This window comes from Nocardioides kongjuensis, from assembly GCF_013409625.1.
Classification (GTDB): domain Bacteria; phylum Actinomycetota; class Actinomycetes; order Propionibacteriales; family Nocardioidaceae; genus Nocardioides; species Nocardioides kongjuensis.
This window is the reverse complement of sequence record NZ_JACCBF010000001.1, coordinates 1,116,430-1,130,550: the sequence shown is the minus strand read 5'-3', so window position 1 is coordinate 1,130,550 and position 14,121 is coordinate 1,116,430. Positions and strand designations below refer to the sequence as shown.

General features: G+C 71.4%; 12 protein-coding genes and 4 tRNA genes. 9 read left to right on the top strand and 7 right to left on the bottom strand.

Annotated elements, in window-relative coordinates; genetic code table 11:
- Window positions 1-46: 46 nt before the first annotated feature.
- From BJ958_RS05305 to BJ958_RS05295, 3 genes are all read right to left on the bottom strand, one after another.
- Window positions 47-2,665, bottom strand: a complete 2,619-nt coding sequence (locus tag BJ958_RS05305; protein WP_179725877.1) for a PKD domain-containing protein — start codon at window positions 2,663-2,665, stop codon at window positions 47-49.
- A gap of 125 nt (window positions 2,666-2,790) precedes the next feature.
- Window positions 2,791-2,862 (bottom strand) — tRNA-Val (locus BJ958_RS05300).
- Between the two features lie 83 nt (window positions 2,863-2,945).
- Window positions 2,946-4,769: a flavin-containing monooxygenase gene (locus tag BJ958_RS05295; protein WP_179725876.1), complete on the bottom strand. Its 1,824-nt coding sequence runs from the start codon at window positions 4,767-4,769 to the stop codon at window positions 2,946-2,948.
- A gap of 93 nt (window positions 4,770-4,862) precedes the next feature.
- On the opposite strand from BJ958_RS05295, the gene BJ958_RS05290 reads away from it, so the two are divergent.
- Together BJ958_RS05290 and BJ958_RS05285 are read left to right on the top strand one after the other, a co-directional pair.
- Window positions 4,863-6,041, top strand: coding sequence for a GAF domain-containing protein (locus BJ958_RS05290; RefSeq protein WP_179725875.1), 1,179 nt, complete (start codon window positions 4,863-4,865; stop codon window positions 6,039-6,041).
- On the top strand, window positions 6,038-6,523 hold the full coding sequence (locus BJ958_RS05285; RefSeq protein WP_179725874.1) for an anthrone oxygenase family protein: 486 nt from the start codon (window positions 6,038-6,040) through the stop codon (window positions 6,521-6,523). Before BJ958_RS05290 ends, BJ958_RS05285 begins: the two co-directional genes overlap by 4 nt.
- A gap of 3 nt (window positions 6,524-6,526) precedes the next feature.
- On the opposite strand, the gene BJ958_RS05280 is transcribed toward BJ958_RS05285, so the two are convergent.
- Window positions 6,527-7,354 (bottom strand): aminotransferase class IV, encoded by an 828-nt coding sequence (locus BJ958_RS05280; protein WP_179725873.1) that lies wholly within the window; start codon window positions 7,352-7,354, stop codon window positions 6,527-6,529.
- A 145-nt stretch (window positions 7,355-7,499) separates the two neighbouring features.
- On the opposite strand from BJ958_RS05280, the gene BJ958_RS05275 reads away from it, so the two are divergent.
- From BJ958_RS05275 to BJ958_RS05265, 3 genes are all read left to right on the top strand, one after another.
- Window positions 7,500-7,572: transfer RNA gene (locus BJ958_RS05275), tRNA-Gly, on the top strand.
- 50 nt (window positions 7,573-7,622) lie between these two features.
- Window positions 7,623-7,693 (top strand) — tRNA-Cys (locus BJ958_RS05270).
- A gap of 17 nt (window positions 7,694-7,710) precedes the next feature.
- Window positions 7,711-7,785, top strand: a tRNA-Val gene (locus BJ958_RS05265).
- 86 nt (window positions 7,786-7,871) lie between these two features.
- On the opposite strand, the gene BJ958_RS05260 is transcribed toward BJ958_RS05265, so the two are convergent.
- The gene (locus BJ958_RS05260; RefSeq protein ID WP_179725872.1) at window positions 7,872-8,510 is read right to left on the bottom strand and encodes a TetR/AcrR family transcriptional regulator; all 639 of its coding nucleotides are present in this window, start codon (window positions 8,508-8,510) and stop codon (window positions 7,872-7,874) included.
- 164 nt (window positions 8,511-8,674) lie between these two features.
- On the opposite strand from BJ958_RS05260, the gene BJ958_RS05255 reads away from it, so the two are divergent.
- From BJ958_RS05255 to BJ958_RS05240, 4 genes are read left to right on the top strand one after another with little or no spacing between them, the layout of a single operon-like run.
- Entirely contained in the window at window positions 8,675-9,463 is a 789-nt protein-coding gene (locus BJ958_RS05255; RefSeq protein WP_179725871.1) for an SDR family NAD(P)-dependent oxidoreductase, read from the top strand.
- A gap of 5 nt (window positions 9,464-9,468) precedes the next feature.
- Window positions 9,469-10,593 (top strand): DUF5938 domain-containing protein, encoded by a 1,125-nt coding sequence (locus BJ958_RS05250; RefSeq protein ID WP_179725870.1) that lies wholly within the window; start codon window positions 9,469-9,471, stop codon window positions 10,591-10,593.
- Window positions 10,594-10,603: 10 nt separating this feature from the next.
- Window positions 10,604-12,148: an AMP-binding protein gene (locus BJ958_RS05245; RefSeq protein ID WP_179725869.1), complete on the top strand. Its 1,545-nt coding sequence runs from the start codon at window positions 10,604-10,606 to the stop codon at window positions 12,146-12,148.
- Complete coding sequence (locus BJ958_RS05240; RefSeq protein ID WP_179725868.1) at window positions 12,145-12,540, top strand: response regulator; 396 nt, start codon at window positions 12,145-12,147, stop codon at window positions 12,538-12,540. Before BJ958_RS05245 ends, BJ958_RS05240 begins: the two co-directional genes overlap by 4 nt.
- 3 nt (window positions 12,541-12,543) lie before the next feature.
- On the opposite strand, the gene BJ958_RS05235 is transcribed toward BJ958_RS05240, so the two are convergent.
- Both BJ958_RS05235 and BJ958_RS05230 read right to left on the bottom strand, forming a co-directional pair.
- On the bottom strand, window positions 12,544-13,143 hold the full coding sequence (locus tag BJ958_RS05235; RefSeq protein WP_179725867.1) for a TMEM175 family protein: 600 nt from the start codon (window positions 13,141-13,143) through the stop codon (window positions 12,544-12,546).
- A 15-nt stretch (window positions 13,144-13,158) separates the two neighbouring features.
- Window positions 13,159-14,085 carry a helix-turn-helix domain-containing protein gene (locus BJ958_RS05230; protein WP_179725866.1) on the bottom strand — a complete coding sequence of 309 codons (927 nt, stop codon included), beginning with the start codon at window positions 14,083-14,085 and terminating at the stop codon, window positions 13,159-13,161.
- Window positions 14,086-14,121 lie beyond the last annotated feature (36 nt).

Genomic DNA, 14,121 nt, shown 5'->3' with positions numbered 1-14,121 from the left:
GTCCGGCGAACGCGGCAGATCGGGACGGTCCCTGTGCTGCTCCCGGTCATCCCGGCTGCAGCACCACCGTGATCATCGCCGCCCGGCTCGACGCGTCGGTCGAGGCGGTCAGCGCGGGTGAGGTCCCCTCGGGTGCCGCTCCCCCGCCGTCGGCGAGAAGGGCGTCGACGTGACCGCCGCTGGTGCCGATCGTCTCGTCGCGGACGGCGACGCCGGCCGGTGGGCGCCAGTCGGTCGTCGCGGACGACTTGTCGGCCCAGTACGAGACCACCCAGCGACCGGCGCCGTTCACCGCGACCGCGGGGGTCGGGTGGTCGAGGGTGTTGGCCGGGTCGCCGCGGGTGGCGACGAGGGCGACGGGCGTCGTGCGCGAGGCGCCGGCGTACGCGGCGAGCTGGAGGGCGACCTTCGCGTAGCCGCTGAGCTGCACGCCCACCGGCGTGCCCGCGTCGCCGGCAGTCGCGACCCGCCGCCAGAGCAGGGTCCGTTGCGAGCCCGTCACGAAGTCGGCCAGCTGGGTCCACCCGGCGGGCGGGGTCACCGTGAGTGTCGTGACGTTGATGGTCGCGAAGAGCAGCATCGCGTCCCCGTCGCGTACGGCGGCCGGCACCGTCACCGACGGGGCGGTGCTGTTGACGTTGGTCCGGGTGACGGCCCGGAAGCCGATCGGCGTGCTGTCGCCGACGCTCACCTGGTGCGTCACGGTGCCGGTCTGCCCGGCCGAGTCGGTCACGACCAGCGAGACGTCGTAGGTCCCGGGGGCGGCGTAGGTGCGGTTGGTCAGCGCGCCCGTGGCGGTGCCTCCGTCCCCGAAGGACCACTGCAGCGAGGCCAGCGGGCCCTGGGCGTCGAACGAGCCCGATCCGTCGAAGCTGCAGCTGAGCGCGCTGCAGCTCGAGGTGAAGGCCGCCGTCGGTGGCGTGTCCTGCTGCTGGGGCACCGTGTAGGCGAGGTGCAGCACGGGCGGGGTCGGACCGTCGTGCGAGGACGCCCGGCGCTCGCCGGACCCGGTCATCGCGAAGGCCAGGGCGTTGCCCTGCCGCCACCCGGGTCGGCTGACGACCTCCTGGACGATGCTCTTCAGGTCGGTCGTGCGCTGTGCCGCGCCGCGCTGCCCGGACGTCCACGCCGCTGGGCTCCACGCGACCTGCGCCGTGGTCTTCGGCTTGGACGACACGGTGGTGGACGAGGTGGTGAAGGTCGGGGTGTCGTCGGCCGCGATGCCCCGCACCTGGACCGACGTGGCAGTGCTGGTCGAGCCGCTGGCCGCGAACTGGATCCACGCCTCGGTGATCGTCGCGCCGACCGGCACGGCGAGGTCCGCGAACCGCAGGCCGATGGTCTGGCTGGTGGTGCCCGCGTTGGGGATGTTCAACGTCGCACCCAGCCAGTCGGCGAAGCCGGTCGGTCTCTGCTCGACGTCGTCGAAGGCCTTGGCGACCGGGGTGTCAAGCGGGCGCGGTGCCCCGCGGGCGACGACGGTGATCGTGACGTCGTCGGAGCCGGTGAGCTGGCCGTCGGTCGCCGTGGCCCGCAGGACGTAGCTGCCCGGGGTGGTGAAGGTGGCGCTGGTCTGTGGCTGGGTGGGTGCCGAGAAGCCCACGGCGCCCGGGCCGGACACGGTGCTCCACTGCAGGGTCGCGGCCGCCGGCACGCCGTCGTCGCGGACCGTGGCGCTCAGGTCGATCGGCGTGCCGACCTCGACGGGCGCGTCCGGGCTGGCGTCGACCACCGGCGCCAGGTTGCCGATCGGCGGCAGGTCGGCGCGCAGCTCGTAGAGCCGGCCGTCGTTCTCGTTGGGCGCCACGTCGTTGTCGATGCCACGGTCGACCACGTAGTAGTCGTAGCGGCTCGGGTCGTTGCTCGCCGGGGCCACGGCCACCCCGGCCGCGAACACCTGGTTGGAGGCGCCGATGTCGATCTGGGAGACCAGGACCAGGTCTCGGTTGAGCTCGTAGATCCGGTCCGAGGTGCTGTCGACCACCACGAGCGTGCCCCGCCCCGGGTGGTAGCCGATGCCCTCGGGGTCCTCGGCGCCGTACCGCTGGATGTCGAACTCCGTCGCGGTGTCGTCACCCGTCGGCGCGACGCCGTCGAAGACGCCGTTGGGGCCCGGTGAGACACGGTGCACGTCGTTGTCGGCCCCGTCGAGCACGAACAGCTCGCCGGTCGGCGGGAAGTAGGTCACGTCCTCCGGGTCGGTGCTCCCGAACGCGGCCGTGTTGATGAAGGTGTGCCCGTCGTCGGCGGTGCCGTAGCGGCCGTCGGCCCCGACGGTGATCTCGTGCACCCGGAACTGGTCGTCGTCGGACACGAAGACGTGGCCGTTCGACGGGTTGTGACCTATTCCCGCGGCCTCCTTGCTGTACGCCGTGGTGACGCCGCGGTCCACGATCGTGCCGGTCCGGGTGATCTCCACGATGTTCGCGTTCTGGAAGACCGGCGTCTCGTCGACCTCGGAGTCCGAGAGCAGCAGGTGGTCACGCCCCGGCAGGTAGGTGATGCCCGCCGGGTCGGGCAGCGGGGTCGACCAGCCCGCCGTCGAGATGTTCTGCACCAGGCTCGCCACCACGGTCGGCACCGCGGCCGTGGCAGACGGTGGCGTGGGGACGAGGGCAAGGCTGGTCGCGCCGAGCACGACAGCCGCCGCGGCTGGGAGCTTCATGGCTTCGACACTAGGAACGCCGCCGCGGCTCGCGCATACCCCGATTCGGTGAAGCGGGAGGCCGGGTGAGCCGGTGAAATGCACCAGAGCCGCACTCGGCGAGTGCGGCTCTGGTGGATCTCCGGTGGGCGATACTGGGTTCGAACCAGTGACCTCTTCGGTGTGAACGAAGCGCGCTACCACTGCGCCAATCGCCCGGACGCGGACCCGAAGGAACCGCGGTCGGAGACTCTAACGCATCTCACGACCGCGGTTCACATCGGGATCGCATCAGGACGTGTCAGCCGAGGTGATGCACCTCCTGCAACCGGTGAACCGGGGTGTCGATGCCGACGTGCCGGGCCTTGAGCTGCAGGGCCAGGTAGAGCGAGTAGTGGCGCGACTGGTGCAGGTTGCCGCCGTGGAACCAGAGGTTCTCCTGCTGGGTCGGCTTCCACATGTTGCGCTGCTCGCCCTCCCAGGGGCCCGGGTCCTTGGTGGTGTCCGAGCCGAGGCCCCAGACCTTGCCGACCCTGTCGGCGACCTCCTGGCTGATCAGGTCCGCCGCCCACCCGTTCATCGAGCCGTAGCCGGTGGCGTAGACGACCAGGTCGGCGGGGAGCTCCGTCCCGTCCTCCAGCACGACGGAGGTCTCGGTCAGGTGGTCGACCTGGCCGTGGGCGAGCTTGACGTCGCCGTTGGCCACCAGCTCGGCGGCACCGACGTCGATGTAGTAGCCCGAGCCGCGGCGCAGGTACTTCATGAACAGGCCGGACCCGTCGTCGCCCCAGTCGAGGTCGAAGCCGGCGGCGGCCATCCGATCGTAGAAGTCCTGGTCGCGCTCGCGCATCTTGTCGTAGAGCGGGATCTGGAACTCGTGCATGATCTTGTACGGCAGCGACGCGAAGATCAGGTCGGCCTTCTCGGTGGTGACGCCGTTCTCGACCGCACGCTCCGAGTAGAGGTCGCCGAGGCCGATGTCCATGAGGGTGTCGCTCTTGACGATGTGCGTGGACGAGCGCTGCACCATCGTCACGTCGGCCCCGGTCTCCCACAGCGCACCGCAGATGTCGAAGGCCGAGTTGTTGCTGCCGATCACGACGACCTTCTTGCCGGAGTACGCGTCCGGTCCGGGGTGCTGCGAGGAGTGGTGCTGCTCGCCCTGGAAGACGTCCGCGCCGGGGACGACGGGGATGTTGGGCTTGCCGGACATGCCGGTCGCCATCACCAGGTGGGTGGGCTTGAGGACGAGCGGCCTGCCCTCGCGCTCGAGGTGGACGGTCCACTCCCCCGTGGCCTCGTCGTACGACGCCTTGGTGGCGACCGTGTTCGACCAGTACGGCACCTCCATCACCCGGGTGTAGAACTCCAGCCAGTCGCCGACCTTGTCCTTGGGCGCGAAGACCGGCCAGTTGTCGGGGAACTTGAGGTACGGCAGGTGGTCGTACCAGACCGGGTCGTGCAGGCACAGCGACTTGTAGCGGTTGCGCCACTGGTCGCCCGGGCGCGGGTGCTTGTCGATGACGAGGGCGGGTACGCCGAGCTGGCGCAGCCGCGCTCCGAGGGCGATCCCGCCCTGGCCGCCGCCGACGACGAGGACGTAGGGCTGGGTGTCGACGCCGAGCGCGGCGTCCTCGGCCTGGCGCTTCTCCAGCCAGGTCACCCGCTCCTTGGTGGCTCCGTGCACCGCACCCATCGGGCGGCGTACGCCCTTCGGCTCCTCGTGACCCTTGAGCTCGTACAGGGTGGTGAGGAAGGTCCACGCCTTGGGCCCGTCCTCGTCGACCACCCGGACCAGGCCGCGGCCACGGCCCACGGACGTCTCGAACTCGAACCAGGCGGTGGTGACGCCGTCGGCGGTGTCGGCCGGCTCGGTGAGCCGGAAGCCGCGCGGGTCGACCCGGTCGAGGGTGTGCGCGAGCAGGTCGGCGACGCCGTCGGGGTTCTCGACGGTGGTCAGGTTCCAGGAGAAGGCGATCAGGTCGCGCCAGAAGCTGGTCGCGGCGAACAGGCCGGCGGCGCGGTCGATGTCGCGGGCCTCGAGGGCGTCCTCGAAGGCCGCGAACCAGGCGGTGGCGGGGTCGGTGTCGGCCGTGGTGACGGGCCGGTCGTCGAGCTGGGTCATGCGGAGAAGTCGACCTCCGGCGGGCCGTCGCCGGGAACCGTTGCACGTTGTTGCATGTGGCCCCGATCACACCGCACCGCCTACGGTGGTGGCATGGCCACGCACGACCTCGCGATGCGGGCCCGCGACCTGGTCCGGATCCACGACGCGGTGCTCTCCGGGTCCGCGCCGCCCGAGCGGCCGCGGGCGGTCGTGGCGCGCTCGTGGACCCGCGTGCTGAGCCTCGGCATCGACCCCGACGGCCGCAACGGGCGTGACCCACTGCCGCCCTCGGAGGTCGAGGAGCGCCGTCGCACGTCGCGTCTCTCGCTGGTCATCGACGAGATCCGCGAGCTGCTGCTCAGCGCCGCCGACGCATCCAACTACCTGGTGGTCGTCACCGACGCCGACGGCGTGGTGCTCTGGCGCAGCGGGTCGCCGCGGGTGAAGCGGCAGGCAGACGGGCTCGGCTTCACCGACGGCGCGACCTGGACCGAGGCCGCGGTCGGCACCAACGCGATCGGCACCGCGCTCGCGGAGGCCGCGCCGGTGCAGCTGTTCTCGGCCGAGCACTTCGAGAACGCCCAGGTGCCCTGGTACTGCACGGCCTCCCCCATCCACGACCCGATCGACGGTTCGCTGCTCGGCATCGTCGACGTCAGCGGCCCCGCCCTCACGCTGCATCCCGCGATCGAGGCCCTGGTCACCGCGTCGGTCCGGCTCGCCGAGGCCCGGCTGTGGCGCCACCACGAGGAGCGACTCGACCAGCTGAGGCGTACGGCGGAGCCGCTGCTCTCCGGCGCCAACGGCCCGCTGCTCGTGGTCGACGACCACGGCTGGGTGGCCGCGCACCAGGGGGTCGCCGTGCGCGACCGGGTCGAGGCGCCGCAGCCCGACCGGGCGCTCGCCGTCCCCGGTCTCGGGTTGTGCCTGCCCGAGCGGCTGCGTGGCGGGTGGCTGATCCGTCCGTCCGCGTCTGCGCACATGCTCTCGGCGGTGCTCGACCTCGGCGCCACCCCCGCCACCCTCGAGGTGCGCGGGGGCGACTCGCCGTGGCGGGTCGCGCTCACACCGCGGCACGCCGAGCTGCTCGCCGCCATCGCCGCGGCCGGCGCGGGCGGTGTGTCCGCCGGCCGGCTGAGCCAGGTGCTCTACGGCGACAGCGGGCGCCAGGTGACCGTCCGCGCCGAGATCTCGCGGATGCGCCGGGTCCTCGGTGCGCTTCTTGCGACCAACCCCTACCGGCTCGGCGAGGGCGTGTCCCTCAGCGTGGTCGGCACCGGGACCCGATGACCCGCGACGTCGTCCTGGTGCTGGCGACCGTGAGCACCGGCCTGTCCGCGGGTGTGTTCCTGCTCTACGCGCACACGGTGATGCCGGGGTTGCGCCGTACCGACGACCGCACGTTCGTCGGCGCCTTCCAGGCCCTGGACCGGGCGATCATCAACCCGGTGTTCCTGCTGGGCAGCTTCATCGGCGCGCCCGTGCTGCTCGCCGTCGCCGCGCTGCTGAGTCTGTCGGCCCCCTGGCGCTCGGCGCTCGGCTGGCTGCTCGCCGCGTTGTTCCTGCACCTGGTGGTCGTGGCGATCACGTTCGCCGTGCACCTGCCGCTCAACGACCGGCTCAAGGCTGCCGGCGCCCCGGCGACGATCGACGTGGCCGCGGCTCGGTCCGAGTTCTCGGAGGCGCGGTGGGTGCGGGCCAACAACGTCCGGGTGGTGCTGGACGTCGCGGCCTTCGTGGCGTCGTGCGTGGCCCTGCTCGCAGGTCGCTGAGCCTCAGCGGTCGAGGCCGAGCAGCTCCCCCTCCCGCTCCCGCCAGAGTGCTGCGGCCTGCTTCGTGACGGGGCCGGGCGCCTCGAGGGTGCGGTCGTCCCAGCGGTGCACGCCCTGCACGTCGCGGGTCGTCGAGACCAGGAAGACCTCGTCGGCGTTCGCGGCGACGTCGATCGGCTCGTCGACCTCCGTCGCACCGAACCACTCGAGCACCAGCGCCCGGGTGACCCCGGCCAGGCAGCCGCTCGCCAGCGTCGGCGTCCGCACCTCGCCGTCGACCACGTAGAAGACGTTGGTGCCGGTCCCCTCGCACAGGTGGCCGGCGAGGTTGGCGAAGACCGCCTCGCTCGCGCCCTTCTCGCGGGCGGCGGCCAGCGCGACCACGTTCTCGGCGTACGACGTCGTCTTCAGCCCGGCCAGAGGTCCCCGCTCGTTGCGCGGCCACGGCACCGTGATCACCGCGGTCGTCTCGGGCGCGGGATCCATCGGTGCCGCCACCACGATCGTCGTCAGCGGGTCGTCACCGCGCCCGCTGCCGAGCGGCGCATTGCCGCCCGTGACCGTGATCCGCAGCCGGCCCAGCGGCATGGCGTCGCCGTCGAGCACGGAGGCCACTCCCCGTCGTACGGCGTCGGTGTCGAGGCCCACGAGCCCCAGCCCCGCCGCCGACCGCTCGAGGCGCTCGAGGTGACGCTGCAGAGCGAACGGCTGGCTGTCGACGACCTTGACCGCCTCGAACACCGCGTCGCCGACGGTGAGCCCGTGATCGGTCACCGGCACCGCCGGGGCCATCGGGTCGGACAGGACTCGGCCGTTGATCCACACGCGCATGGAGCCAGCGTAGAAGGCCCCGATCCACCCCCGAGGAACCGGCGACATGCCGGAAGTGGACCCCCGTTTTGGCGCGGTTCACCGGATCGGCTAATGTTCTCAACGCACCGCAGGGCGGGCCGAAAGGCAAGCAAGGCGGTGCGATGCGGACGTAGCTCAGTTGGTAGAGCGCAACCTTGCCAAGGTTGAGGTCGCGAGTTCGAGCCTCGTCGTCCGCTCGGAGTGGTCAGACCCACTGCCTGACCAGGCCAGTGCGTAGGGCCGCCGCGGTGGGTTGGCCGAGAGGCGAGGCAACGGACTGCAAATCCGTGTACACGGGTTCAAATCCCGTACCCACCTCACAGACAACTCCACAGGGGCGATTGGCGCAGCGGTAGCGCGCTTCCTTGACACGGAAGAGGTCACTGGTTCAAACCCAGTATCGCCCACCAGCCTTTCCAGGCTAAGAACCGGCTCGATCCCACGGATCGGCCGGTTTCTTCATTTGGCCGCACGACCTCCGCACGCGCGGCGGCGCTCACGCACCCGTGGCGGTCGGGCCCTCCGGGGCCAGCAACACCGGCATGAGCTCCACGACCTGCGCACGGAGGTCGTCGAGCGCTGCCTCGCGTCCGCACAGGTGAGCGAGCAGGGCCTGCTGGAACAGGCCGTCGAGCAGGCCGTAGGTGACATGGGGCGTCATCGCGACGGCTCGGCCGGCGAGCTCGGCGTAGGTCGACACCACCCGCCAGACCATGTCCTCGAGGGTCTGGTCGATCTGGAGGACGGCCTCGCGCAGGCTCTCCTCGAACATGCTCTGGGAGCGCAGGTCGTACCAGAGGCGGTGCATCGGGGCCTCGTCGACGATCGTCTCCACCAGCTTCTCGGCGAAGCCCTCGACCAGGCCCTCGGGGGTGGTCGCGTCGGCGACGACGCCGTCGTAGCGGTGCACGCAGGTCGCCTTGTACTGGCGCACGCAGTAGACGATCAGCTCGAGCTTGTCGTGGAAGTAGTAGTGGACGACGCCGTGGGAGAACTCGGAGTTGTTCGCGATCTCCCGCAGGCTGGCACGCGCGTAGCCGAGCTCGCCGAGGGTCCGCAGGGCGGAGTCGGCCAGGGCGCGACGGCGTTCGTCGTGCTTGTCGGCGGGCGTACGACGCGCCGTGGCAGTCGTCATGTCGCCGGACACTACCCGATCCCCGGCCCTCCTTGACAGGTGACCAGATTTCTCTGGGCAGATGACCAGAAAAGTCTTGACAGTCGTCAAGCATCGGGAGTTGTGTGTCCTGCATCACACGCGGCACCGACGAGGCCGACGAACCCGATGAAGGAGTCACTCCCATGACCACATCCGAGCTGGCCGGGCGAACCGCCCTGGTGACCGGCGGAGCCCAAGGCCTCGGCCGGAAGTTCGCCGAGTTCCTGACCGAGGCGGGCGCGACCGTCGTGGTCGCCGACCTGCAGGACGAGAAGGGCAAGGAGGTCGCCTCGTCGATCGGCGGCGCCTTCGTCCACCTCGACGTCACCGACGACGCCTCCTGGGAGGCGGCGGTCGCCCAGGCCGTGCGCGAGACGGGCGGGCTCGACATCCTCGTCAACAACGCCGGCATCGAGATCGCCGGACTCTTCGTCGACCTGGACCCGGACGTCGTGCGAAGGATCTTCGACGTCAACGTCGTGGGCACCTCGCTCGGCGTCAAGCACGCCTTCCGCACCATGGGCCCCGGCGGCGCGGCCGGCAAGGGCGGCGTCGTCATCAACATCGCCTCGGTCGCTGCGACCATCGCCTTCCCCGCGCTGTCGGCGTACTCCGCCTCCAAGTCCGCGGTCGACCGGATCACCCGGATCGCGGCGATGGAGAGCGGCAAGCTCGGGCTCGGCATCCGGGTCAACTGCGTCTACCCCGGCCTGGTGCCCAACGAGATGGGCGCCGGCCTGGCCAACGAGATGACCACGCTCGGCCTGTTCCCCTCGCCCGAGGAGGCCGTGGCCGGGGTGGTCGCCCTGACCCCGTCGGGTCGGCTGGCCACCGAGGACGAGATCGCCGACGCGGTCGTCTTCCTCGCCTCCGACCGGGCACGGTTCGTCAACGGCATCGGCCTCCCGGTCGACGGCGGAATGGGGATGTGAGCGCGATGACCAAGCCCGTGATCGTCTACGGCGCGTCCGGCTACACCGGCCGCCTGATCTGCGAGTACCTGCGTGAGTTCGGCGTCCCGTTCGTGGCCGCCGGTCGTGACGGCGGCAAGCTCAAGGCCTCCATGGAGGCCAACGTCCCCGGGATCGAGACGGCCGACTACGAGATCGTCGAGGTCGCCCACTCGGTCGACGCACTGAGCGACCTGTTCCGCGGTGCCTCGGTCGTGTGCAACACGGTCGGCCCGTTCAGCAAGCACGGACCCGAGGTCGTCGAGGCCTGCCTCGCGGCGGGCACCCACTACCTCGACACCACGGGCGAGCAGGACTGGCTGATCACCTGCGACGAGCGCTGGGGCTCGGACTTCGCGGGTGCCGGCCTGCTGCTCTCCCCCGGCATCGCTCAGATGTACACGACCGGCGAGATCGCCGCCGAGCTGTGCCTCGAGAAGCCGGGCCTCGACTCCCTCGACATCGCGGTGTTCTGGGGTGGATCCCCCACGATCGCCTCGACCCAGACGATCCTGGTCAACGCCGCGACGTCGAGGGCCCACTACCTCCAGCAGAACCAGTACGTCGAGTTCGACCCGACCCAGGGCCTGGTCCCGCTCGTCGTGCCCGGCCAGCACGAGCTCGCCCTGTCCCTGCCGTGGGGCGGCACCTCGCACCCGGTCTGGTACCGCAAGGACCCGCGGGTCGCGAACTGCAAGGCCCAGGGCGGCGTCTTCAACGCTGCCCTGATGAACGGCGTCCCGCAGATCGTGGCCGGGGCGTTGGAGGCGACCAAGGACATGAACGAGGCCGACCGCGACGCCGCCCTCACCGCGACCGCCGCGCAGGTGATGAACCAGATGCCGCCGCGGGAGAACCCGCGGCTCAACAAGTCACTCGACTCCGTGCACGCCTCCGGCCCGCTCGGCCGGGCCCACTGCGTGATCCACGGCAACCAGAACTACAAGCAGACCGGCCTGCTGCAGGCCTACGCGGCGTACTCGCTGCTCCAGCAGCCGCCGCTGCGGGTCGGGTTCGCGTCGGGCTGCAAGGCCTTCGGTCACCGCGCGCTCCTGGGCCAGCTGCGTGCGTTCGGCCTGGTCTCCGAGCCGGTGCTCACCGTCGAGGGCTGAGGAGCCACCGGTGCGGCTGGTCGACTACCTGGACAAGGGGGCGTCGCTGGGAGGGGACGCCCCCTGCCTGGTCTGCGACGGGCGGACCTTGACGTACGGCGAGGTGAGAGGGCTCGCCGACCGGATCGCGTCCGCCCTCGCAGGGCGGGGCGTGGCGCCCGGCGACAAGGTGGCGGTGCTCGCCTCCAACGACCCGGTCGCGTTCACCTGCGTGTTCGGGATCAGCCGCGCCGGCGCCGTGTGGTGCCCCATCAACCCGCGCAACGAGGCAGCGGAGAACCGCGAGCTGCTCGACCTGTTCGAGTGCACCACGCTGGTCTTCCAGGCGTCGTACGCCGGCCTGGTCGACCAGATCCGCGGCGACCTGCCGGCCGTGACGACCCTGGTCTGCCTCGACGGCGCCGTCGACTGGGCCCTCGGCTGGGAGGAGTTCCTCGCCTGCGGCGTCGAACCGGTGGACCGGCCGGCCGACGACGACCTGGCGATGATCGTCGGCACCGGCGGCACCACCGGTCGCCCCAAGGGCGTGATGCTCACCGGCACCAACCTCGAGACGATGACCGCACTGACCCTGATCGGCTACCCGTGGCCCGCCCGACCCGCCCGGCCGACATACCTCGCCCTCGCGCCGCTCACCCACGCCGCCGGCGTCCTGTGCTTCCCCGTGCTGGCCTCGGGTGGCTCGATCGTGGTGATGAGGGCCCCCGACGTCGGCGGCTTCCTCGCCGCGATCGCCGAGCACCGGGTGACGCACACGTTCCTGCCGCCGACGCTGGTCTACATGGTGCTCGACCACCCGGACCTCGACGCCACGGACCTGAGCAGCCTGCAGTGCTTCTGGTACGGCGCGGCGCCGATGTCCGCGCGGCGCCTCGAGGAGGCGCTGACCCGGGTCGGCCCGGTGATGGCGCAGCTCTTCGGCCAGACGGAGGCACCGATGATGATCTCGACCATGGCACCGAGCGACCACTTCCGCGACGACGGTTCGATCGCGGTCGAGCGGCTGTCGTCGGCCGGGCGACCGGCGCCGCTGGTGACGGTCGCCGTCATGGACGACGAGGGCCGCCTCCTGCCCGACGGCGAGCGCGGCGAGATCGTGGTGCGTGGCTCGCTGGTGATGCGCGGCTACTACAAGAACCCGGCGGCGACGGCGGAGGCGTCGGCGTACGGCTGGCACCACACGGGTGACATCGGCTACCTGAGCACCGACCCCGGCGACGAGGGCTTCCTGCACATCGTCGACCGGGCGAAGGACATGGTGATCACGGGCGGCTTCAACGTCTACTCGACCGAGGTCGAGCAGGCCCTGATGGCCCACCCGGCCGTCGCCGACTGCGCGGTGGTCGGGCTTCCCGACGACAAGTGGGGCGAGCGCCTCACCGCCGTCCTGCAGCTGCGGCCCGGGCAGTCGGTCCTCGCCGCCGAGGTGCAGGCGTTCGTGAAGGAGCGGATCGGCAGCGTCAAGACCCCCAAGCAGGTGGAGGTGTGGGAGGACCTGCCCCGGTCGAAGGTCGGCAAGGTGCTCAAGACCGAGATCAAGAAGCAGCTGGCATGAGCACGCCCGACGTGGTCGTGGACCGCACGTCCTCCGTCCTCGTGGTCGAGGACAACCCGCTGCTCCTCCTCGTCCTGTCCGAGCTCGTCGGCTCGACGGCGGCCCTCTCGCTCGCGGGAGCCGCCGGGGACGCCCTGACGGCGCTGCAGCTCAGCACCGAGGGCCGGCTCGACGCCGCCATCTGCGACATCCACCTTCCCGACATGAGCGGGCTGGACCTCATCCCCCGGCTCCGCGCCCACCACCCCGAGCTGGTCGTCATCACCTACAGCTCCGCCGAGATCGACCCCGCCGTCCTCGTCGAGGTCGGCATCCACCGGTCGTTCGACAAGATCCACCACCCCGGCGACGTCGTCGACGCGCTCGCGAACCGGCTCGCCGGCCACCCCTGAGGGTCAGGCTCCCGAGCCCTCTCCCCGCTCCCCCGCCAGGAACCGCTCGACCCGCCGGTCCGGCACCAACCACATCGCGGCGACCACGACCATCGGCACGAGCCCGACGACCGGCTCCCACAGCGCGAGCAGGATGCCGGTGACGTAGAGGACGGGCGAGAGCTTGCCCTTGAGGTCGTTGCCCAGCGCCTCCTTCGTGCGCTGACCGGAGGGCGTGCGCTCGACGACGAGCTGCAGCACGTAGTAGGCGAGGGCGGCGCCGAGCAGGTTGATGCCGTAGACGATCGTCGGGACCTCCGCGATCCGGCTCTCGTCGAGCCAGGCGGTGGTGAACGGGTAGAGGCTGAGCCAGAACAGCAGGTGCAGGTTGGCCCAGAGCACCGCGCCGTCGACGTGCTCGACCAGCTGGAACAGGTGGTGGTGGTTGCTCCAGTAGATGCCGATGTAGACGAAGCTGAGGATGTAGGTGAGCAGCCCGAGCCCCGTCGAGTGCAGCAGTGCGTGCCAGTCATCGCCGTCCGGCGGCCGGAGCTCCAGGACCATGACGGTGATGGCGATGGCGAGGACGCCGTCGCTGAACGCCTCGAGACGACCGGTGTGCATGCACGGAGCCTAGGTTCACGAGGCCGCGTTGCGCCGCACCTCGCCCGCGCTCAGGCCGAAGCGCCGGCGGAACGCCTGGGAGAAGTACGACGGGGAGGCGAACCCGCAGCGCGCAGCCACGTCGACGGTCCGGGCGGCGGCACCGGAGGCGAGCAGGGCGTGGGCCAGGTCGAGGCGGCGGGCGAGGATCTGGCGAGGGAGCGACGTGTCGGCGTCGGCGAAGACGCGGGAAAGCTGGCGCTCGCTGATGCCGGCGCCGGCGGCGACGGAGGCTGCGGACAGGGTCGGGTCGGTGAGGTGGTCGTCGATGTACGCGCGGGCGGCGGCGCGGTGGGCGAGCGCCAAGGGTCCGCGGGATCCGGTGGCGAGGACCGAGACCAGCTCGAGGACGGCGCGCTCGTCCGCCGGGACCCGTACGTCGGCCGCCACCGAGCGGCCGACCAGCCGGACCAGCGCCCGGGCGTGCGGGTCCGCGCCGGCGCCGGCCGCGTCGACCACCAGCGGCTCGGCAACGGAGTCGAGACCGGTGAGCTCGGCGAAGGCCGCCCGCGGGACGGTCACCGCGAGCTCCTCCAGCCCGTGCCCGAACCCCCGCAGGAACGGGCGGTCGGCGTCGCAGACCAGCAGCTGGCCGGGGCGGACGACCCGGCGGCGCCCGCCCGACTCGAGCAGCGCCTCACCGCGCAGCGCCGCGTACACCGCGATCGCGTCGACCGGCCGCGACTCCACGAGGGCGGCGTCGCGAGCCACCGTGTGCGGCGTACCGGTCACGTGCGCCAGGCGGAGCCGGTCGACCTGGACGTTGACCTCCCGCGCTCGGAACGAACCGGCGGGGATCACGCAGGCGAGCTCGACCAGCGCCTCGGCATTGTGGCGCTCCCAGGCACCGACGTCGGCCGCGTCGCCGACCTCGAACGTCCGAGCCTCCGGAACCACTCGCATGCAGAAAGGATGACACGTCAACCATCAATGCGCCAG

Excerpts from the sequence above, each read along its gene's own strand:
- BJ958_RS05285 (WP_179725874.1), top strand. The coding sequence starts at position 6,038 with ATGACCCGCGACGTCGTCCTGGTGCTGGCGACCGTGAGCACCGGCCTG.
- BJ958_RS05280 (WP_179725873.1), bottom strand. The coding sequence starts at position 7,354 with ATGCGCGTGTGGATCAACGGCCGAGTCCTGTCCGACCCGATGGCCCCG.
- BJ958_RS05305 (WP_179725877.1), bottom strand. The coding sequence starts at position 2,665 with ATGAAGCTCCCAGCCGCGGCGGCTGTCGTGCTCGGCGCGACCAGCCTT.
- BJ958_RS05230 (WP_179725866.1), bottom strand. The coding sequence starts at position 14,085 with ATGCGAGTGGTTCCGGAGGCTCGGACGTTCGAGGTCGGCGACGCGGCC.
- BJ958_RS05260 (WP_179725872.1), bottom strand. The coding sequence starts at position 8,510 with ATGACGACTGCCACGGCGCGTCGTACGCCCGCCGACAAGCACGACGAA.
- BJ958_RS05295 (WP_179725876.1), bottom strand. The coding sequence starts at position 4,769 with ATGACCCAGCTCGACGACCGGCCCGTCACCACGGCCGACACCGACCCC.
- BJ958_RS05290 (WP_179725875.1), top strand. The coding sequence starts at position 4,863 with ATGGCCACGCACGACCTCGCGATGCGGGCCCGCGACCTGGTCCGGATC.
- BJ958_RS05250 (WP_179725870.1), top strand. The coding sequence starts at position 9,469 with ATGACCAAGCCCGTGATCGTCTACGGCGCGTCCGGCTACACCGGCCGC.
- BJ958_RS05240 (WP_179725868.1), top strand. The coding sequence starts at position 12,145 with ATGAGCACGCCCGACGTGGTCGTGGACCGCACGTCCTCCGTCCTCGTG.
- BJ958_RS05255 (WP_179725871.1), top strand. The coding sequence starts at position 8,675 with ATGACCACATCCGAGCTGGCCGGGCGAACCGCCCTGGTGACCGGCGGA.
- BJ958_RS05235 (WP_179725867.1), bottom strand. The coding sequence starts at position 13,143 with ATGCACACCGGTCGTCTCGAGGCGTTCAGCGACGGCGTCCTCGCCATC.